A 20,057-nucleotide genomic window follows, 5' to 3' on the forward strand; every position below is an offset into this window, starting at 1 on the left:
TAGCCTGCGTGGGTCGCCATGATTGGCGACCCTTCAGATGTGGCAACGTTGCTAAAAGGTGCGCCTTCACGCGCATCACCATGCAGTTACCATTTCACCGCGCTGCGCTGCCACGAGAGCAAACGGTCACGCACCAGGAATAACAGGGAGATCAGGGAAGAGAACAGCAGCGCCATCACGATCAGCGCGGCATACATATTGGCGTAGGCCGCCCAGCCCTGTGCCCACTGGAGATACCAACCCAGGCCCGATTTCACCCCCATCATCTCCGCGGCTACCAGCACTGAAAATGACGCGCCCAGCCCCATAAATAAGCCGACAAACAGATGCGGCAGTGCGGCGGGTACCGCCACTCGCAGGACTAAGAACATCGAATTGGCGCCCAGCGTGCGCGCTACATCGTAATAACGGGTATCGACGCTGGAAACGCCGGACCAGGTCAGCACGGTCACCGGGAACCAGGTGGCCAGGGCGATCAGAAATACCGCAGCGGAGAAACTCGAAGGGAAGAAGTAAAGCGACAGCGGCAACAACGCCGTGGATGGCACGGGACCGAGGAAGCGCAAAATCGGATGCACCCAATAGCCGAGTCCACGCGACCAGCCTATCGCCACGCCGGTGATAAAGCCCACCACGCTGCCGTAGAGAAAACCAAAGGCCAGCAAACGCAGAGAATTGAGCACGCTATCCAGCAGGCGCGGCCAGTCAGTGGCATAGGCTTCCACCAGTGCGCGCGGCGGTGCAAAGAAGGGCGCGGGCAACAGCGCCAGTTTGCCGGTCACGGTTTCCCACACGCCAATCAGCAGCGCCAGCACAATCAGCCACGGCCCGCTGCGCTTCAACGGTGCCAGCAGCGTCAGGCGCGGAAACACGCCAGATGCTATAGCCAACACGGTAAGCAACAACGCAATCCCGGCAAATAGTTCATGGGTTTGATCGACAAAGCGCGGGGCAGCAAAACCCTGCGGCTTATCGGGTACCGCCACCATCAGCGCCACTAACGCCCACCACAGCAACAGCGCGCCCCAGATGGCAGGTTGCAGGCGGCGCGGTGCTGCCCGGTGTTGGGCAATCGTGAGGGTTTCACTGGCCATGACTCTCTCCTTAACTCGACATGTTGCTCATGTGCGCCATGTTACTGGCGTGCTGATGGGTGGATTCAGCAGGCAGCAGTTGCGGCACATAGTGCTCGGCAAATTGCTTCGCATCGGTATCCGGGCGAATCACGTTGATCTTCTTTAACTCTTCAACATAAGTCGCGACTTCACTGCGCAGTTGGGCACCGGTTGAGTGGTGGTGGTGGGTGTGCTCTTTGAGCATCGCGGTGATGTCCTCCACCGGCACCGATCCCGGCACATAGGGCTGGAAGATTTTCGCGGTTTCGGCGGGATGATCGGCAGTCCACTGCTGTGCATCCACAATCGCCTGAGTAATGGCCCGTGCGGTGGCAGGATCGTCGCGCACCAGTGAACCGCGCAGTCCCAGCACACAGCAGGTCATGCTGGCGTATTCACCTTTCAGGTTATTGTCGACTTCCAGCAGGTTGTGCTGTTTCTTCAGCAACCAACCTTGTGGATCATCGGTGGCCAGTGCCTGTACTTCGCCTTTGCGCAGCGCCTCGCCAAACAGATCGGGCGGATATTGCAGCCAGTTGACCTGTTTATCCGGATCGATGCCCTGTTTCGCCAACTGCACAGCGAAGAAGTTACGAATCGGGCTGGCCTGATCGCTGACCGCGACAGATTTACCCACCAAATCTTTCACATCGCGGATACCGCTGTTTTGTGGTGTCAATAAGCGCATGCAGCCGCCATGGGTGCCAACGGTCAGGTCGACATCAAATCCTTGTTCCAGCGGTTTCAGCCAGCGCAACGCCATGCCAATGCCGCCATCGGCTTGCCCGGTAGCGATCGCCTGCAGCAGCGCATCGGTCGGGCCGCTGAAGTTAACCGGTTCAACGTTGAGGCCATATTTCTTGAAGAAACCCTGCTTCAGGGCAACGGAAATCGGCGCCTGACACACCGCCGTTTGTCCCCACGCCAGTTTGATAGTTTTAAGCGGTTTGTCGTCGGCGAAAACATGGCTGCTTAACAATGGATTCACCGCTATACCGGCGCTAAATAAACCCAGACCGCGTAATATTGCGCGCCGGCTCAGAAAGTATTTTTGCATTGCCATTCTGCTTTCCTTGTCATTAAAGATCACGGGCACTATCGCTTAGCGATATCCCGCCACCAAATAACAATCCCGCATGAGGTCATGCAGTTTTTCTTTATGAAAAATGACGGATAAGTTTGCCGAAAAGGCTATTTCAATGAGGAGAGAGAGCAGCTTATGGTTATTTGCTGATAACTGTCGGCTCAGTATTATTTAAGCGGGAGCGAAATATGACCACGACCTCGTCAGGCGTGAATATTGCCATTGAAAAAGTGAATCACCATTTTACGCTTGAAGGCAGTGACTTACCGGTACTGGAGAATATCAATTTACAGGTGAAAGCCGGCGAATTTGTCGCGCTATTGGGGCCTTCAGGGTGCGGAAAATCGACTTTACTGCGGTTACTTGCCGGACTGGAACCTCCGGCGAGTGGCTTGCTGGCGGAAGAGGGGAAAGCCATTACTGCTCCGGATCCATCGCGCGTCGTGGTGTTTCAGGATCCCACGCTTTATCCGTGGCGCACGGTGTATGACAACGTCGGTCTGGGATTGCAGATTCGCGGCGAGAGCCGCGCAGTTAAAGAGCAGCGGATTAACGCAATGTTGGATCGTGTCGGCTTGAAGGATTTTGCTCGTGCCTGGCCGCATCAGCTGTCTGGCGGTATGGCCCAGCGAGCAGCACTGGCTCGCGCGTTAGTGAATGTGCCACGTCTGCTCATTCTGGATGAGCCGCTGGGCAAACTTGACTCATTGACGCGATTGCGGATGCAGCAGGAGATTGTTGATCTCTGGCAGGAGCAGCAGTTCACCACGCTGATGGTAACGCATGACGTTGAAGAGGCGCTGGTGATGGCCAATCGCGTAGTGGTGTTCAGCCCGCGACCGGCGAAAGTGGTGGATGTGATTGAGGTGGATCTTCACTGGCCGCGTCGGCGTGATGACCCTAAGCTGGTGGCACTCCGCAGCCATATATTGAATCTGCTGGGGAATGAGCAGGCGGCCGCTTAAATCGCCGTAGAGAACAGTAATTCACGCAACCAGCGGTGCCCGGCATCGCGGTGCGTGCGCTCATGCCAGACCACGATTTTGTTGAACCCCTGGATAGCTAATGGAGGAGGCAAGACCTTCAAACCGGGTAAATCGTACGTTAAGCGACGCGGCACCACGCTAATCAAATCACTAACGCGTAAGATCTCAGGTAAAACTAAAAAACTGCACACTGAAAGTGTCACACGTCGCGAACGTCCAACCGCGGCTAACGCATCATCCGTCACACCCTTGAAGTTGCCTCCCACGTAGGAAACTAAGGCGTGGTCCTGCGCGCAGAAACTGTCGAGCGTTAAACCTGTCTGCGCAGACAGCGGATGGTCCTCGCGCATGAGACACAAATACTCTTCATCGTACAGCGAGCGGGCGTGCAGATCGGGTGGGGCACTGTCTGGCGTGATCAACGCGATATCGATGTCACCCCTTTCAAACTGCGCAGATAACTGCTCGTTATTAACGGGCAATACCGCCACGCGGATACCCGGTGCCTGCACCCTTAACGCGGCCATAAAAGGCACAATGACCGCACGCAGGGCATAATCGGTGGCCGCGATTTTAATGGTCATTTCGGCGGTCGCAGCGTCAAAGGCTTTGGGCTGCAACAGCTCTGACACTTCCGCCAGAATCGACTTCACGGGTTGTGCCAACTCCAAAGCCCGCAATGTCGGTACAACGCCGCGCTGCGCCCGCGTGAACAGCGGATCATCAAAACACTCTCTCAGACGCATTAGCATGCCGCTGACTGCGGGTTGCGTCAGGGCTAAACGCTCCGCCGCGCGGGTGACGCTGCGCTCATCCAGTAAGGCATCCAGCGCTTTGAGCAAATTGAGGTCGAGGTTGCGAATATCGGTTTTCATCATCTTCCGGCGATGGCGTGGCAATACCTCATCATACGCTGCCACCAGATATCACGAAAACGTATATTAAAAATAAATAATGGCGATTGGTCTTATTTCACTGAGGGTCAGATACTTCAGCCACGATTTATCCACGCTGAGACGAATGAAATGAAAATGAACGCGATTAACTGGCCAGAAGGTTTTGTACCGGGCTTTAGCGACAACTACTGTTCCAACGAAGTGATTGTGGCGGGCTTGAGTACCCAGGATATCTGGCCGCTGCTGAATACCCCGTCACTCTGGCCGTCTTATTACCAGAACTCGGCGAATGCGCGTTTCTATGACAATAAAGGTCCCGAACTGGAGCAGGGTGTACGCTTCTATTTCGAAACCTTTGGCTTCCCGGTGGAAGCGCAGGTTACCGAGTACGTAGCGCCCGTAGCCGGCGAAGCGGCCCGTGTTTCCTGGCACGGCTGGGCGGGTGAAGTGGGCAGCGACGACCGATTAGATGTTCTGCACGCCTGGCTGATTGAAGATCTCTCTGACAATCGCGTGCGCATCCTGACCCAGGAAACGCAAAACGGTAAACCGGCCGTTGAGCTGGCAAGCGCGAAACCCAATCCGATGATCAACGGTCATCAGGATTGGCTGGATGGTTTGGTTGCGGCTGCGAAAGCGTGCCAATAGATAATACAAGCCCAAAAATTTCAATAAAGCCACCTAAATGCTAATGCTGGTCAGTTAAGCAAATAAATGCGTATTTATGCTGGTGCCCATGAATGCGCACCCTACGTAAATATGTACTTACATCGTAGGGCCGCCATTTATGGCGGCCGAAAGTGCATAACTGATCGGCATTAGCCGAAAGGACGCCTATACCATAATCGCCCCTGCCTGCTGGCAATCAATCTTTAGCGAAAATCCACAGATCCTCTTTCGGCAGCGAGAGGCGGAAACGCTGATTGCCGCGGAACTCTTTGCCATATGCCCTCAATGCGAAATCATCCCCCTCGGTACGGAACAGATATTCCCAGCGATCGCCTAAATACATGCTAGTGAGCAAGGGCAGCTCAAGTGCGTTGTCATCAGAGGTGTCAGCGATATTCATGCGTTCGACACGAATCACCGCTGTGCCTTCCTGTCCAACCCGCACATCGCCACTTGGTTTACCCCACAGCGCCCATTTTGCCCCAGCAATGCGCGCCCGGCCGCCTTCAACATGGGTGATTTTACCATGCAGACGATTGTTGCTGCCCATAAACTCAGCGGCAAACAGCGTTGTGGGCTGGCTGTACATCTCTTGAGGTGTGCCTTGCTGTTCAATCACGCCGTTATTCAGCAACAGAATACGGTCAGAGATCGCCATGGCTTCGTTCTGGTCATGCGTCACCATTAAGGCAGACAATCCGAGACGAATAATCAGCTCGCGCAAGAACACGCGCGCCTCTTCACGTAGCTTGGCATCGAGGTTAGAGAGCGGTTCATCCAGCAGAATCACCGGCGGGTTGTAGACCAGCGCACGACCAATCGCCACGCGCTGTTGCTGTCCGCCGGAAAGCTGATGCGGATGGCGTTTGCCGAGATGCCCGAGCCCTAATTGATCCAGCACCGCTTGCACGCGTTGATTGATTTCTGCCTTATCCACTTTGCGCAACTTTAGCGGGTAGGCCACGTTCTCAAATACGGTTTTGTGCGGCCACAGTGCGTAGGACTGGAACACCAGACCGAGATTGCGCTCTTCAGCCGGAATCTCGCTTTTTGGCGTGCCGTCAAACACCACATTCTTGCCGATATTGATACGCCCCTGAGACGGTTTTTCCAGACCGGCTACGGCACGCAGCAGGGTGGTTTTGCCGCTGCCTGATGGGCCCAGCAGTGAAACTACTTCGCCTTTTTTCAACTGCATCGATACGCCTTTCAATACAGGATTATCGCCGTACATCAGATGCAAGTTATCTACCGATAATTCAATCATGTAATTTCACTCCAAAGCGTAAAGCGATGCCGAGGCCGATCACCACCAGCACGATATTAATCAGGGAGAGCGCAGCCACGATATCAATGGCGCCCGCTGACCACAGTGAGACCAGCATTGAACCGATGGTTTCGGTGCCGGGTGATAGCAGATACACACCGGTTGAGTATTCGCGCTCAAAAATCAGGAACATCAGCAACCAGGAGCCAATCAGACCGTGGCGGGACAGCGGCACGGTCACGTGACGCGTGGTCTGCCCAGGGGTGGCGCCCACGCTGCGTGCAGCTTCTTCCAGTTCTGGGCCGACCTGTAACAGCGTTGAGGAGATCAGGCGCAAGCCATAAGCCATCCATACCACGGTGTAGGCCAGCCAGACGCTAAAGATGGTTTGACGCAACGAGCGGAGCCAAACAATGAAGTTTTCGCGCAGCCAGTCAGCAACCGGCAGACTGGAGAGCCAGCCATTTTTCAGTGACTGATCGAGCCACATCGGAATGAACAGGAACACCCAAAGAAACGCCAGACCGGCTAACAGACCCGGCACGGCGCGCGGTACCAGCACGCTGTAATCAAGGAAGCGCGTAACCTGATCCTGCTTGCGATGCATGGCAATGCCGACAAACAGATAACAGATCACCGCCACCGCGCCGCCGATCACACCAATCAGCATCGAGTTGACGATGGCACGCAACAGATTGGGTTGATCCCAGATACTGTGGAAGGTCGCGAAGGAAATCTCATCCCACAAGGAGACGCCGACACCCCAGTGCGAGATAAACGCACGCATCACCACGCCCAGAAGCGGCACGCCGATGGTGATTGTCAGCCAGGCCAACACCACCGCACTGGCAATCCAGCGCCATTTCCCCAGCGGCAGGGCGCGAGCTTGAGATGCTTTGCCTTTCATGGTGACAAAACGATTGGCGGTGCGCATCAGCCAGCGCTGTAGCATCACCAGTGGCACGGTAAAACAGATCAGCACCACGGCGACAGCGGCCATCAGGTGGTAGGAAGGCGTGCCGAGCTTGTTGGTCAGCTTATACAGGTAGGTGGCGAGCACCATGTTGCCTTCGGGATCGCCCAGTACCAGCATCAGGCCGAACACCTCTAATCCCAGGAAGAACAGCAGCACACAGGCATACAGGATCGAAGGGCGCACCATCGGCAGGCTAACGGAAGTCATGACCTGCAATGGTGAAGCGCCGACTGTGCGCGCGGCTTCCTCCACATCGGAGCTCACGCTTCGCAGTGCTGACGAGATATAGAGATAGGCATGCGGCACATGTGTGAGTCCCGCGATCACCACGATGCTGGTCATCGAGTAGATGTTCCACGGCACCACGCCAAACAGTTGATTCGCCCATTGCGACAAGAAGCCCACCGGCCCTGCGGCAACCACATAGCCAAAGGCCAGCACCATCGGTGAAACAAAGATCGGTACCAGAATCAATGGCTCAATCAGGCGGCGGCCAGGCAGGTTGGTTCTGACCATCAGGAAGGCCAGAATACCGCCGAGCGGAATAGCAATAATCACCAGACCAAACGCCAGAATAAAGCCCGACTCCAGCGCTTTGTAAAAATCAGGGTCGGAGAAAATAAATCCAAAGGAACCGAGCGTCAGCTCTTTCTTTTTGGCGAAGAACGGCGCGGAGAGAAAACTCTGCACCACAATAAACATCAGCGGCACGTAAATAACCAATGCCGTGATCAGAACAATCAATGCACGTGGCAAACTCTGCCACTTTTTCAGTAACCTGCTCATATGCCAACCCTATCAAACACCGGAGGCGAAAGGAGATGTTATGCGCCGCAACGGGCGCATAACGTGGGGAGCATTATTTCCCGGCGGCGGTACGCCACTGTTTAATAAATTCCAGGCGTTTTGCCGGTTCCAGATATTCCAGCAGTGATTCATCTACCGGAATCGGCTTCAGAGCATCGCCCAGCATTTTGGTCATACCGTCAATGTCATTTTTGCCTTCAATATCATTGCGCAGGGAAGGGATGTCCGCCTGATTCGCCAGGATACTCTGTCCCTTTTCTGACAACACGTAATCCAGCCACAATTTAGCCGCGTTCTCATGCTCACCCTCTTCGGTGATAAACGAAACGCGAGACAGCACCAGGATATAATCTTTCGGGTAAGCGATGCCCAATGCCGGATCGTTCTTCGCTCGGGCTTCGGCATAAGAACCGAGAATATTAAAGCCAATTAAATTCTCGCCGGAAGAGACGCGCTCCATCATGGTGCCAGTTGAAGATTGTACGGTCAGACCCCCTTTCGCCATCCCCGCCAGGTTTTCTTTGTATTGCGGATCCACTTTGCTGTCCTGAACCGTCAGCATGAAACCTAATCCTGATTTTTCAATATCGTAAGTGGTCACTTTATTTTTGAATTTAGCCGGATCGGCTGCAATCATTTTAGCCAGTGCGGTGTGAGAGTCAGGCGCGGTATCTTTTGGAATGAGTTTATTGTTGTAAATAAACACCACCGGTTCGTAGGTCGTGCCGTAGGCTTTATTTTGCCACACTGCCCATTTTGGTATTTTGCTCTGCTCGGGCGAGGCATATTCCGCCGCATATTCCGTGGCCAGCTTCAGCGCGGTATCCATGGATGAACTCCACACCACATCACCACTTCCGCTCCCCGAAGCCTGCTCACTGATGTAACGGTTATAGAGTTCGGTGCTGTTCATGTCGTTATATTCAACTTTGATGCCCGGATACAGTGACTCAAAGCCTTTGATCAACGGACCCGCCGCTTTGGTGTCAGTGGTTGAATACACCACCACTTTTCCCTCTTTTGTCGCTGCATCAATGACTTTCTGATACTCAGCGGGATAACCAGCAGGTACAGCCGCAAGCGCAGAGAAGGAGAGTCCTGCCAGTACTGAGGTTGTTAAAAAACGCAGAGAGGTTTTCATACAGATCCTTTTGGTTACATTTGTTACAAGAATTTAACAGTAACCCATTGCGACTCCGATGCAATCAGAGTGTCAATTTTTTTCAGGATCTGTGAAGTTAGTTAGGTTATTAATCTGACGTTTAAATGGGGGGCTACTTGATTGGCGTTATAAATTAAGCAAGCTTTTAAAAGGTGTTATTAATATCTACGATGTAATGATTAATTGCATGAGGGATGTTGAAATGCCCAATGAAAAAATTCATTGATGTTGTTAGGTTAAAAACCAAATAATAAAAAAGGCTGTAATGGTAAAAACACTCATCAATATGGCAATCCATTCATCAAACTGGAAAAACAAAAACGATTTCATATCATTCATACCCTCATGTTAGTGAGGGCATATTGACGTTTAAAGATTAACAGAACCTTAGGGAAGTGATGAAATGGCACAAAGGGGCAATGGGTAAAGATCTTCTGATACCAGGGTTAGCCACCACGTAAGCCGCGATCACAGCTCAAGAGCGCTATTTAAAGGGTGCGGCCCATGGGCCGCCCGCAAAACTCAAGCTGACTGCTGAAACCGCAGCGCCACGCCAAAGGCAACTTCAGCGCTGACGATTAGGGCGGACTCCTCTTCCTGGAACGGGATATCGCCCAGCAATAAGCTGGCTTTCACCTTGCGCAGATCAGTGCTACGCAAGCTTAACGCCGCCATGCGTGCACTGCCGTTGTAATCAGGTGGTAATCCGGCGAAACGCTGTGTGACATATCCTGCAGCCGCGAAGCGCACGGTTGCCACGCCCGCTTTTAATACGAAGGCACCTTCCTGGCAGGCGGTGAGCGCATTCGCCCCAAACAGCCGACTGTAAGGTTGTGCCGCCGCCGCAGGATCCTGCGCCACCACCACAAATTCGACAATATCGGTCACGCCGTTGGGATGCTGACGCCATACATCCTGCCACACCGCATGTGGGGTCTCGTGCTGGCAAAAGAAACTGCGCCCATTCGGCACCAGCGCCGGTCGTAACTGCACCGTGCGGAAACGTGCCTGATCCTCTTTGCCATCGGGTAACTGTACCGGACGGAAAAAACTGGCGGGCAGAGCGCCATCAATGTCCTGGCTCTCAAGATAACGCCATACCGCATCGGCATCGTCGGTCTTCCACACCAACCCGCTCAGGCCAATGGGTGACTGCCACACATCCTGACGTAAACTGGCGCGCCCCGGCTCGAAGCCGAGCAGCTCAAGATAGTTATCACCAAACACGGCCAGATGGTTACTGGATCCGAGCGAATGATGGCCGCGTTCGGTGAGCTGAAACCCCAACCGGCGAAACAGCGCACTGGCATCATCTAACTGATCGGCCACGTTGATCCCTACGTGATCCAGACGGGGAATCGGTACTGAAATCGCCATCGCTTTCCTCCTTGCTCTCATGGTCACCGCGCCCATGCTGGCGCGTCCGGTTCGGATGCTGACAGTGGCTGCCAGTTGACGTGCGTTTCCGCGCCAAAACCGGCGGCAATGCCGGCAATCAGGGTGGTGATTTGCGTATCGGTATGCTGATCCTGACTGCGCACGATGCCCTCGATTTCTGCCGTCTGAGGCAGCACATTCCAGCTGTTACCAGCAGTAATGCGCGTAATACCAAGATCCCATTGTCGATGTCGGACCGGCAGTGCATAGAGCGCGGAAATAATATGGCTACCGATCACAATCACATCGATGCCCTCATGCGGGCGCGCGGCATGCGCGCCTTTGCCGGTCAGGGTGATGTGAAAACGCTGCGTGGAATGGGTTTTCCCGGTCATGGTCATCCTTGTGCTTGTTCAGGTAAAAAGGGCTCGCCCAGCGTCAACATCAAACGGTTTGCCCAGGCAAAGAAAGCGGCGGACTGGATCACATCAAGCAGTTCCAGCGTACTTAAGCCGTGATCGCGTAATGTCTGCACCTGCTGCAGGCTAGAGGCAACAGGGGTAATGGAGAGCGTGGCGACCAGGTCAATAATTGCGGCCCAGCGTGGTGACTGGCCGTGTGCCAACTCTGCGCCCGGCGCAACGTTCAGCAGCTTTTGTACTGCCGCATCGTCTTTTGATAACTGGCTGGCTTTACGTGCATGGACAGAGGCGCAGAAGATGCAGCCATTCACTTTACTGACCACCGTGGCCGCCAGTTCACGCTCGGCACGCGGCAATCCGCCAGCGGTATAAAAGATGCCTTTGTCAGTCAGCGTGCGCTGTTCCAGCAGCGGCAGATGACGTGCCAGCAGGCGGAAATAATCGGAGTCGCTGTGGCCGTTTTTCTTCAGCGTAGCCTGTTCATCGGCGGTGAATTCATTGAGCGGTTTAGCTGCCAGCCAGGGTTCCCAGCCCAATTCCTGTTGGGTAAAGGCGGTAAGGGCGGTTTGACCGCTCAACGTCAACGGGGCATCGTGCCACTTGCCTGCTACGGCGTGCGCTTGTGTATCACTCTGCTCGCCATTGAGCAGGCGTAAGCCGGTCAGTAAACGACTCTGGAAGCTCACAAAGGCGATTAACTGTGCGAGGGTGACGATGCCACGCGGCGTCCAGCCAGCGCTTTGCAGGTTTTGAAGGTGTTTGGGGGCTGCATCCACTGGGTGCAGGCTAAGCAGTTCGGCAAAGGCGTGACCGGCTGCGAAACGCGCGTCATGTGCCTTATTCGTCACCTGCTGCTGAAAATGCGCCTGTAAACGGGTGGCGCCGTGCCAGTCGGCGACCTGCGCGGCTAAGGCAAACCGCCATTGAAGAGGGAGGTCTGCATTATCTTCACCAAACAGCACATTGTAACTCCCTTGCGTGTGCTGAGTGGCAGCGTGGCGCTCGTTACGTGCTAACGCGAGTTCCGATGCGGGGTCGATATCCGCCAGGGCGGCCAGTAAATCAACGGGTTGAGACATCATATTCTCCTGTTAAGCCTGTTCCTGAGCGCGTAGCTCAGGGGCGATATGGTCAGCAATTAATTCAATGGAACGCAGAATGTCGGCGTGTGGCGGATCGATCGAGTGCACCTGGAAGGTGATATCGGTGACACGTTGCAAGGTGGAGTCGGCGCGCAATGACGCCAACACCGCAGGCGCATCGCCAAAGTGCGCATCAAGCTGGCGCGCATGGCTTTCCAGCGTATGGCCAGTGATGACGTGGCCAGCAGCCTGAAACTGCTCAGCCTGACGCTGCAATCCTGGCTCCGCGAGGCGACGCGCATAGTCATTTGAATCAGCAACAAACGCGGTGCGCGAGGCGAGTATGCGAGGGGCAATATCGTCCGGTAGCGCGTTCAGATAGGCATCGATCATCGGATTTTGTATCGCCTCCAGCGGCAAATCAGGCTGGCCTGGCGGACGCGGCTGCGTACGTGACAACATCAAGCCATGGCCAGCGGCGCCGGCTCGCGCAGCACCTTCAACCGAGAATGTGGCGATCCACACGCGCTGTGCCAGCGTTGGCGCGGGCGGGTAGAGATGATTATCCGGATGGGCCAGTGTATCGCCGCGCCAGGCGCTCAGCAGCGTGTGCAGCTGCTCGGCAAACACGCTGGCGCGCTGATCGATGGTTAAACCAAAGGGCAGGAAAGAAGTTTTCGTGCCGCCCGATCCTAATCCGACCTCCAGCCGCTGGTTGCTGAGCAGATCCAATACGGCGGCATCCTCTGCCACGCGCAGCGCGTTTTCCATCGCCAGCGTAATAATGCCAGTGCCAAGACGAATCGTACGGGTGTGCGCGGCGACGTGAGCGAGGAAAACCAGCGGCGCAGGTAATCCGCCTTCTTTCTCATGAAAATGATGCTGAGCGATCCAGGCGCTGTCGAAACCCAAGCGTTCGGCGTGCTGAATCTGTTCGGTGGCGAGCCGATAGCGCTCTTGCGCCGACACCTCATCCAGCAGGCGGGTGAAAAAGCCAATGCGTTTACGCGTCATGCAGACTCCTTAATCAGCGGACGGAAAGCGGGGATAGCGTCAATCAGTGCACGGGTATAAGTATGCTGCGGTGCGTTAAATAATGTGACGGTGTCACCTTGCTCAACCACTTCGCCCGCGCGCAACACCGTTACGCTGTGTGCGATACGACGCACCGTGGCGAGGTCGTGGGTGATAAACAGATAGGTCAGCCCCAGCTCCTGTTGCAGCTGTTGCAGCAACTGCAGGATTTGCGCCTGTACGGTGACATCCAGTGCCGAGGTGGCTTCATCCAGCACCAGTATCGCCGGTTGCAGAATCAGTGCGCGCGCAATCGCCACGCGCTGACGTTGACCCCCAGAGAGTTCGCGCGGTTTACGTGTCAGCAATTCCAGCGGCAGTGCCACTCGCTGAGCTACGGCTTCAACCCGCTGGCGTCGAACATCGGCACTGACTTTTTCGAAATTACGCAGCGGTTCTTCGATAATGGCAAACAGCGTCTGGCGCGGATCCAGTGATGCAAACGGATTCTGATACACGAACTGGATTTTGCGTCGGAGCTGACGAAGCGCTTCACCGTGCAGCGCACTGGCATCAATGCCGTCGATCACAATGCGTCCGCTGTCGGCTTGTTCAAATCCCAGCAGAATGCGCGCCAGCGTGGTTTTACCGGAGCCGGATTCACCGACCAGTGCGTGCGTGGTGCCGCGTGGCACTGTCAGGCTGACCTGTCTGGCGACCTGTAACTGCTGCTGTTTACCGAGCGAGAACTGCTTGTTGATGGCTGAAAGCTGTATCGCCGGTGTGGAAAACTTTGCTTCAGGTGAAATCGCCAGCGCCGTGTGGTCCGGCGAAGCATCCTGTAGCAGCTGGCGCGTGTAAGGGTGTTGTGGAGCGTTAAATACCTGAGCGGCTGGCCCCTGTTCCTGAATCTCGCCGTGACGGAATACCAGCAGCCGATCGGCGCGTTCTGCCGCCAGCGCCAGATCGTGCGTGACAAACAGCACAGCGGTGCCCGATTCACGGCGCAGTACATCCAGCAGATCCAGAATGCGTTTCTGCACCGTGACATCCAGTGCGCTGGTCGGCTCATCCGCGATAATAATTTGCGGGCGCAAGGCGAGGGCGATCGCGATCAATACCCGCTGCTTCATGCCGCCAGAAAGCTGATGCGGATACTGCGTCAGTCGCTGTTGCGGATGGCTTAACCCGACTTTTTCCAGCAGTTCCAGTACGCGCTGCTGGCGCTCAGACTTGCTGATTTTCTGGTGCAGTTGCAGCATCTCACCCACCTGATCGCCGATGGTTTTCACCGGGTTGAGTGAGTTGCCGGGATCCTGCGGCACCAGGCTGATACTGACGCCGCGCAGGCTGTCCATGCGTTTAGCCGACCAGTCGGCAATGTCGGTGCCGTTTAACACGATCTTGCCGCTGTCACGGCGACCATTTTCGGCCATCAGGCCAATAATCGCCTGTGCGGTGGTGGTTTTACCGGAGCCGGACTCGCCCACCAGTGCCACCATTTCACCGGCCTGCAAGCTGAAGCTCACGTTGTGAACCACTTCACGCCACTGCCCGTGCTGTTGATAGCTGAGGGATAAGTTTTCTATTGCGAGTAATACACTCATGCGTGACCTCCGGCGATCTGTTGGCTAATCCGATTCGCCGCCAGCACCACGGCCACCACCACGATGCCGGGGAAGGTGGTGAGCCACCAGGCGGTGGCCAGGTAGTTACGCCCTTCGGCAATCAGTAATCCCCATTCCGGCGTGGGAGGTGGCGTGCCGTAACCCAGGAAGCTCAGTGTAGAGAGCGCCAGAATCGCCTGACCAAACTGCAGCGCGGCGAAGGCGATCACCGCCGTCAGCGAGTTGGGTAAGATGTGGCGCCACAGCACCTGCCAAAAACTGCCGCCGCTGCCGTAGGCCGCTTCGACATACTCGCTGCGACGCACACGCACCACTTCACCACGCGCCAACCGGGCAAAACTGGCGATGGAGGCAATCCCCACGGCCAGCGCGGCATGCACTGTGCCAAATCCCAGCAGAATCAGCACGCTGAGTGACAGCAGCAATGAGGGAATGGAAAGCAGCACATCGACAAGGCGCATCAGGGTGTTTTCCGTGCGTCCGCCCATGGCGCCCGCCAATACACCCAGCGTGGTGCCGCCAATCAGGCCCATCGCCACCGCGGCAAAGGCGGCGGCCAGTGACTGTGAAGCACCGTATACAATTCGGGTAAACAGATCGCGGCCGAGCTGATCGGTCCCGAGCCAATACGCGGATTGCGGCGCTAAACGTTGCGCGCCGGGCAATCCTTGCGTTGGGCTGTAATGGGTGAATAAACCCGGCGCGAACGCGGCCAGCAAGGCCAGCAGCATCACCGCCCAGGCCAGCCAGAGTCCGGGCTGAATATGCCAGTGGCGTTGCGGACGTGGAGTGGCGCCGCGCTGGCGGGCGGTAGCGTAATCGACGAGGCTCATCGGCTTCCTCCGGCGATAGGTTGCAAACGGGGATCGAACAGTGGCATCAGCACATCGACCAGCAGATTGATCAGGACAAAGGCCAGCGCCGAGATCATCACCACCGCCTGTAATACAGCGACATCCTGATTATTGACCGCCTGCTGCGTTAGTTGACCGATGCCGCTGAGACCAAATACGGTTTCGGTAATTAGTGCGCCAGCGATCAACTCGCCCAGTAGCAGACCAGCCACGTTGAGTACCGGTAACAGCGCATTGCGCATGACGTGTCGCCAAAGAACCCGACTTTCGCTGGCGCCTTTGGCTCGCGCCACCGCCACAAACGGCTGCGTTGAAATCTGGTCAATACTGCGCAACAGGATTTGTGCCAGCGGCGCGGAGATCGGGATCGCCACCGTGATCACCGGCAGGATTAAACCCTGCAATGGCGATGGGTTGATCACCGGTATCCAGCGCAACTGGAAGGAGAACAGCTGAATTAACGCGATGCCGAGCCAAAATGTCGGCAGCGAGATAAACAGCGCAGGAACGGATTGCAGCAACGAACGCAGCATGCGCAGCGCGGGCAAGCGAGATAACGCCGCCAGCGCAAAGGCTAGCAGCGTGGCCAGCGCAAAACCCAGCACGGCCAGCTGCAGGGTGGCGGGCAGGTTGCTGATCAACAGATCGCTCACTGACACGCCAGCCTGTACCGAATAGCCAAAATCACCGTGCAGCATCGCCAGCAGCGTATGGAAATATTGCTGCCAAAGGGGGTTATCCGCGCCATAAGCCAGCCGCATCTCCGCGATCTGATCCGGGCTTAAACCCAGATCCGGGTTCTGAAATTTAATCAGTACCGCATCGCCCGGAAGCACCTGCAGCAGCAAGAACGACAGGGTAAACGCGGCCCATAACACCAGCACACTTTGACCCACTCTTCGCAGCAGAGAACGTTGCATCATCAGCCTGCCTTAGTGTTTTTCCAGCCACGCGCCGTAGAACGAAGGACGACCCACGGCTTCAAAGCTCACGCCTTTGAACCAGGGAGCACCTGCGAACACCTGCGGCTCTTCGAAGATTGGGATCACGTAAGCCTGATCGAGCAAATAGCGTTGGACATCCCCGGTCAGAGCCAGGCGTTTAGCCGGATCCACTTCCGCTGAGATATCCACCAGCAGTGCATTCAGCTTGTCGTCACGGAAGCTTTGCACCTTGTCGCTGGAGCCGCCTTTTTGCAGCAGCGCGTTACGGTTGGTGGGGTAGAAACTGCTTTTGATCACATCCGGATCGGCACGGCCCACTTCCGTGACGTTGAGGGGCGTTTTCAGCGGATCGAGATTATCCAGCGTGGCGCTGCCCGCATCGCCCGCTTTCACCGCTAGGGCGACACCCACCTGACGCCACTGCTGTGCCACCAGTTGCAGCACTTCTTTGTTCTGCGGCTGTGGCAGGGATTCGTAGATAGCGAGGGCGAGTTTTTTACCCTCTTTCTCACGGATGCCATCGCTACCGACCTTCCAGCCCGCTTCATCAAGCAACTGTTTTGCCAGAGTTGGATCGTACTTCAGCTTGTCGGCGAGATTGACGTAACCGGCTGCTGAATTGGCAATAACCGAAGTGGCCTGCGGATAGTTAGGCGAGAACAGAGTCTGCACCACTTGCTGCGCGTTGGTAGCGTGCAATAGCGCCTGGCGCACCTTCAGATCACTGACCAGAGCATTGTCAGGACGGAAGCTGATGCTGTCATTCACACCGCGCGTCGGTGCGGCGTAAATAGGGAAGTTTTGCTGCTGTGCCTGTTTTTCGTCATAGGCCTGTACCTGACGGATAAAGTCCGCCTGGCCCGCCAGCAACGCGCCAATGCGCACGCTGTCTTCCGGCGTGACGATAATTTTGATGCCATCGAGATTGGCCGGGCCTGGCTGAGCGATATTCTTCGGGCCCCACTGATAATCTTTACGCGCGGTAAGATCGACTTCGCGTCCGAGTTTCTCATCACTGACGACAAACGGACCGGAGCCAATAATATGGCGGGCGTCTCCCAGCTGGTCGAAGCTTCGCTGCAGGGTGCTGAGAGAGACTAATCCGGAACCGATGGTTGCGGTGCCCTGTAAAAATCCCGGAGACGGTTTTTTGAAATAGAACTTCACCGTCAGCGGATCGACAACTTCGCTGTGATCGTAATTATTAATAACTTCCGAAACCGGCAAGCGCAGGGCTTTATTGCCGAGGCCGTAGGTATCAAAGTTTTTGGCTACCGCGTTGGCATCGAGCGGCGTTCCATCGGAGAAGGTGACGCCCGGTCGAATTTTAAAGGTATATTCGGTTTTATCGGCGTTGCTGCTCCAGCTTTCCGCTACCCAGGGTTCAACCTGCAGCGTCTTTGGATTCTGCCACGTCAGCTTATCGGTGATCTGGTTGAGAATACCGCCGTTGGGGTAGAAACCACCGGCCGGGGGATAGAGGTTGGTATGGGGTTGCTGCTCAAGATACACCAGCGTGCCGCCTTTGACCGGCGTATCCGCTGCGTGCGCGCTAAAAATCCCTGTTAGCAGGGCTAGGCTCAGTGCCTGCAAGTGAAAATGCTTACTCATGGTGAATTCCTTATGATTCAATAGCCCGTCGGGCGGATTTCATCATCAAATGCCGCACTCGCGAGGAGAACCAAGGAATTGCACTAAGCTTTTGCGAAAAAAATAAAATGAATAGACTTGTGGGAAATAATTAAGATTCTTCGCCGCTCAAACGTGGCGTTAACTCTCTATAATGTAGAGGTTTTATATTTATGGCTGACATCTTGAGGGTAGTTTAATGAGAGCATATTTGATCCCAGGTTTAATGTTTATGCTGTCAGCGTGCTCAAGTTCCGTCGGGCATAATTTCGATACCGCGAACATTCAGAAAATACAGACCGGTAAAACCACCAGAGCCGAGTTGATAAATATGTTTGGACCGCCTGACTCTGAATCCCCTTATCCGGAAGGGCAACGTCTTATGATGTGGAAGTACAGCGAGGCCCGCACGCTGGATACCACCGCAGGCAAGACGCTTACCGTGCAAACTAAAAATGGCCGGGTGTTTACTTACACATTGAGTAAGAGTTGAGGGCAGGAAAACGATATGCTCGTGCAACGGCAGCCCGAATTCCTCGTGTTTTTGAGCGTTTTATTGAACCCGGAAAGAGATGTGAATAGGCGATGCTAAGAGAAAATTTCAGCGATCTGGTGTATCTGGTGATGGTCGCGCGAGAACGCAGTTTTACCCGTGCCGCCGCCAAATTGGGTGTCTCTCAATCCGCGCTAAGCCATGCTATGCGCGGCCTGGAAGAGCGGCTTAAGACGCGGCTGTTGACGCGCACCACCCGCAGCGTGGCACCCACGGAAGCCGGTGAACAACTTATCCAGAATATAGCGCCCTTGATGTCAGATATTGAAAAAGCGCTGGTAGCTTTGACCGAACACCAGACGCGGACCTCGGGCAATATCCGGATTACCGCCGGCGAACATGCGCTGCACTCCACGCTTTGGCCATTAATTAAGCCGTATCTTCAGGAATATCCTGACGTGAACATTGAGCTCTCTGTTGATAACACGCTGACCGACATTGTTAGCGGGCGTTTTGATGCGGGGGTGAGATTAGGCGAGCAGGTGGAAAAGGATATGGTGGCGGTGCGCATCGGCCCTGACTGGAGAATGCTGGTGGTTGCTACGCCCGAGTATTTTAAACATCACGGTATCCCTGAAACGCCCTACGAGTTGCAGCATCACAACTGTATCAATATGCGCTTGCCGACATTGGGTGGATTGTATAACTGGGAGTTCACCAAAGATAAAAAAGAGATTCGCGTTAAAGTGGAAGGTCAGCTTATTTTCAATAACCTCAGTTCGCGCATTGAAGCGGCACTCAGCGGCATGGGTATTTTGTATGCGCCTGAAGATTCCGTTCGGAAATATATCGATGAAGGTCTGTTGCAGTGTGTATTGATCGACTGGTGTGAACCCTTTAGTGGTTACTATTTGTATTATCCCAGCCGCAAACAGCATACGGCGGCGTTTTCAAAGCTGATCGACGCCGTGCGCTATCAGGGTTAGTCAAAGCATTACGCCCATTAGTGAGTTTTGTTCATAAACCCATCCTGAATTGACTACCTTATCAATCAATCCGCGTGATCCTACACTCTTAGCTGCAATCAATGTGGCCGCCCGTTCCAGAGCGGTCACCACCTGAACCTGAAGCACGGAGCCCACATAATGAGAATGGCTGTTGCCCTCATACTGGCGTTATCTGTCTCAGCTGTTTCTGCAAAGGAGAACACATCGATGATCACTGTCTGGCAAAGTGGTGAAAAACCTTCTGTAAAAGGCAACTCAGAGTATTTCACCGGTACGGTACGTATTGATGCGCCGTTTCAGGGAAGCGAACCTGCACGTATTGGCGGTGCGACGGTGACCTTTGAACCCTCCGCGCGCACGGCATGGCATACCCATCCGCTTGGGCAAACGCTGATCGTGACCGCAGGTCTGGGGCGCGTGCAGGAGTGGGGCGGTGAAGCGCGTGATATCCGTCCGGGCGATGTTGTGTGGATCCCGGCAGGCGTTAAACATTGGCACGGTGCCGCACCGGAAAACAGCATGTCTCACATCGCTATCGCTGAAGCTGAAAACGGCAAGGTGGTGGAGTGGCTGGAGAAAGTCAGCGATGAGCAGTACGAGGACGCTAAAAAGGCTTAAGAATACGCATCAGTTAAGAGAATGGGG

At 55.2% G+C, this 20,057-nt stretch carries 18 protein-coding genes; 4 read left to right on the plus strand and 14 right to left on the minus strand.

The genetic code is table 11. The features are described from left to right. Positions 1-86: 86 nt before the first annotated feature. A complete protein-coding gene (locus tag LBW88_RS14895; RefSeq protein WP_224933315.1) occupies positions 87-1,094 on the minus strand; it encodes an ABC transporter permease in 1,008 nt (335 codons plus the stop codon). Between the two features lie 10 nt (positions 1,095-1,104). After that, positions 1,105-2,178 carry an ABC transporter substrate-binding protein gene (locus LBW88_RS14900; protein WP_224933314.1) on the minus strand — a complete coding sequence of 358 codons (1,074 nt, stop codon included), beginning with the start codon at positions 2,176-2,178 and terminating at the stop codon, positions 1,105-1,107. Positions 2,179-2,387: 209 nt separating this feature from the next. On the opposite strand from LBW88_RS14900, the gene LBW88_RS14905 reads away from it, so the two are divergent. Beyond that, positions 2,388-3,164 (plus strand): ABC transporter ATP-binding protein, encoded by a 777-nt coding sequence (locus LBW88_RS14905; RefSeq protein WP_224933313.1) that lies wholly within the window; start codon positions 2,388-2,390, stop codon positions 3,162-3,164. Here LBW88_RS14905 and LBW88_RS14910 read toward each other — a convergent pair. After that, entirely contained in the window at positions 3,161-4,060 is a 900-nt protein-coding gene (locus LBW88_RS14910) for a LysR family transcriptional regulator (RefSeq protein ID WP_224933312.1), read from the minus strand. The genes LBW88_RS14905 and LBW88_RS14910 overlap by 4 nt on opposite strands. 156 nt (positions 4,061-4,216) lie before the next feature. On the opposite strand from LBW88_RS14910, the gene LBW88_RS14915 reads away from it, so the two are divergent. Further along, a complete protein-coding gene (locus LBW88_RS14915) occupies positions 4,217-4,729 on the plus strand; it encodes an SRPBCC domain-containing protein (RefSeq protein WP_224933311.1) in 513 nt (170 codons plus the stop codon). A gap of 217 nt (positions 4,730-4,946) precedes the next feature. On the opposite strand, the gene LBW88_RS14920 is transcribed toward LBW88_RS14915, so the two are convergent. The 11 genes from LBW88_RS14920 to LBW88_RS14970 form a co-directional block, all read right to left on the minus strand. Beyond that, positions 4,947-6,017, minus strand: a complete 1,071-nt coding sequence (locus tag LBW88_RS14920; RefSeq protein WP_224933310.1) for an ABC transporter ATP-binding protein — start codon at positions 6,015-6,017, stop codon at positions 4,947-4,949. Next, entirely contained in the window at positions 6,010-7,779 is a 1,770-nt protein-coding gene (locus tag LBW88_RS14925) for an ABC transporter permease (protein ID WP_224933309.1), read from the minus strand. The genes LBW88_RS14920 and LBW88_RS14925 overlap by 8 nt, the downstream gene beginning before the upstream one ends. Before the next feature lie 73 nt (positions 7,780-7,852). Next, complete coding sequence (locus LBW88_RS14930; RefSeq protein ID WP_224933308.1) at positions 7,853-8,941, minus strand: ABC transporter substrate-binding protein; 1,089 nt, start codon at positions 8,939-8,941, stop codon at positions 7,853-7,855. A 543-nt stretch (positions 8,942-9,484) separates the two neighbouring features. After that, complete coding sequence (locus LBW88_RS14935; protein WP_224933307.1) at positions 9,485-10,339, minus strand: VOC family protein; 855 nt, start codon at positions 10,337-10,339, stop codon at positions 9,485-9,487. Positions 10,340-10,362: 23 nt separating this feature from the next. Beyond that, positions 10,363-10,734: a peptidase dimerization domain-containing protein gene (locus tag LBW88_RS14940; RefSeq protein WP_224933306.1), complete on the minus strand. Its 372-nt coding sequence runs from the start codon at positions 10,732-10,734 to the stop codon at positions 10,363-10,365. 2 nt (positions 10,735-10,736) lie between these two features. After that, positions 10,737-11,840 carry an alkylhydroperoxidase domain protein gene (locus tag LBW88_RS14945; protein WP_224933305.1) on the minus strand — a complete coding sequence of 368 codons (1,104 nt, stop codon included), beginning with the start codon at positions 11,838-11,840 and terminating at the stop codon, positions 10,737-10,739. Positions 11,841-11,852: 12 nt separating this feature from the next. Next, complete coding sequence (locus tag LBW88_RS14950) at positions 11,853-12,857, minus strand: putative FMN-dependent luciferase-like monooxygenase (protein ID WP_224933304.1); 1,005 nt, start codon at positions 12,855-12,857, stop codon at positions 11,853-11,855. Then, positions 12,854-14,464 (minus strand): dipeptide ABC transporter ATP-binding protein, encoded by a 1,611-nt coding sequence (locus tag LBW88_RS14955; RefSeq protein WP_224933303.1) that lies wholly within the window; start codon positions 14,462-14,464, stop codon positions 12,854-12,856. Before LBW88_RS14955 ends, LBW88_RS14950 begins: the two co-directional genes overlap by 4 nt. After that, complete coding sequence (locus tag LBW88_RS14960) at positions 14,461-15,318, minus strand: ABC transporter permease (RefSeq protein WP_224933302.1); 858 nt, start codon at positions 15,316-15,318, stop codon at positions 14,461-14,463. Before LBW88_RS14960 ends, LBW88_RS14955 begins: the two co-directional genes overlap by 4 nt. Then, positions 15,315-16,259: an ABC transporter permease gene (locus LBW88_RS14965; RefSeq protein WP_224933356.1), complete on the minus strand. Its 945-nt coding sequence runs from the start codon at positions 16,257-16,259 to the stop codon at positions 15,315-15,317. The genes LBW88_RS14960 and LBW88_RS14965 overlap by 4 nt, the downstream gene beginning before the upstream one ends. A gap of 12 nt (positions 16,260-16,271) precedes the next feature. Then, positions 16,272-17,894, minus strand: coding sequence for a TIGR04028 family ABC transporter substrate-binding protein (locus tag LBW88_RS14970; RefSeq protein WP_224933301.1), 1,623 nt, complete (start codon positions 17,892-17,894; stop codon positions 16,272-16,274). 603 nt (positions 17,895-18,497) lie between these two features. On the opposite strand from LBW88_RS14970, the gene LBW88_RS14975 reads away from it, so the two are divergent. Together LBW88_RS14975 and LBW88_RS14980 are read left to right on the plus strand one after the other, a co-directional pair. Next, positions 18,498-19,391: a LysR family transcriptional regulator gene (locus LBW88_RS14975; RefSeq protein ID WP_224933300.1), complete on the plus strand. Its 894-nt coding sequence runs from the start codon at positions 18,498-18,500 to the stop codon at positions 19,389-19,391. A gap of 159 nt (positions 19,392-19,550) precedes the next feature. Next, the gene (locus LBW88_RS14980) at positions 19,551-20,030 is read left to right on the plus strand and encodes a cupin domain-containing protein (protein WP_224933299.1); all 480 of its coding nucleotides are present in this window, start codon (positions 19,551-19,553) and stop codon (positions 20,028-20,030) included. Positions 20,031-20,057: the final 27 nt, after the last annotated feature.

It is taken from the genome of Pantoea sp. alder81, assembly GCF_020179835.1.
Lineage (GTDB): Bacteria > Pseudomonadota > Gammaproteobacteria > Enterobacterales > Enterobacteriaceae > Pantoea.